Genomic DNA, 305 nt, shown 5'->3' with positions numbered 1-305 from the left:
TCCTCCACCCAGGATGTGAGCAACGCCATCCATGCCATTCAGGACAGCACGGCCAAGAGCATGGATGCTGTGGACAACGCGGTGTCGCGCATCGCCGACGCCACGGAACTGGCCAAGCAGTCCGGCGCGGCCCTGGAGGAAATTGTCAGCACGGCGGAAGGCACCTTTGACCAGATTCAGGCCATCGCCACCGCCAGCGAAGAACAGTCCGCCGCCAGTGAGGAGATCAACCGCTCCATCAGCACGGTCAACGACATGTCCCGGCAAACCGCCAATGCCATGGCCGAAGCCGCCAAGGCGGTGTC

1 protein-coding gene is annotated in these 305 nt (G+C 63.3%); it reads left to right on the top strand.

All coding sequences use genetic code 11. The features are described 5' to 3' along the window. The coding region (locus tag ACQRA4_RS13950) for a methyl-accepting chemotaxis protein (protein WP_427823645.1) at positions 1 to 305 on the top strand (305 nt) is incomplete at both ends.

It is taken from the genome of Desulfovibrio sp. SGI.169 (genome assembly GCF_050313595.1).
Taxonomy (GTDB): domain Bacteria; phylum Desulfobacterota; class Desulfovibrionia; order Desulfovibrionales; family Desulfovibrionaceae; genus Desulfovibrio.
The sequence above is the reverse complement of the archived record's forward strand: the minus strand, read 5'-3'. Positions and strand labels throughout refer to the sequence as shown.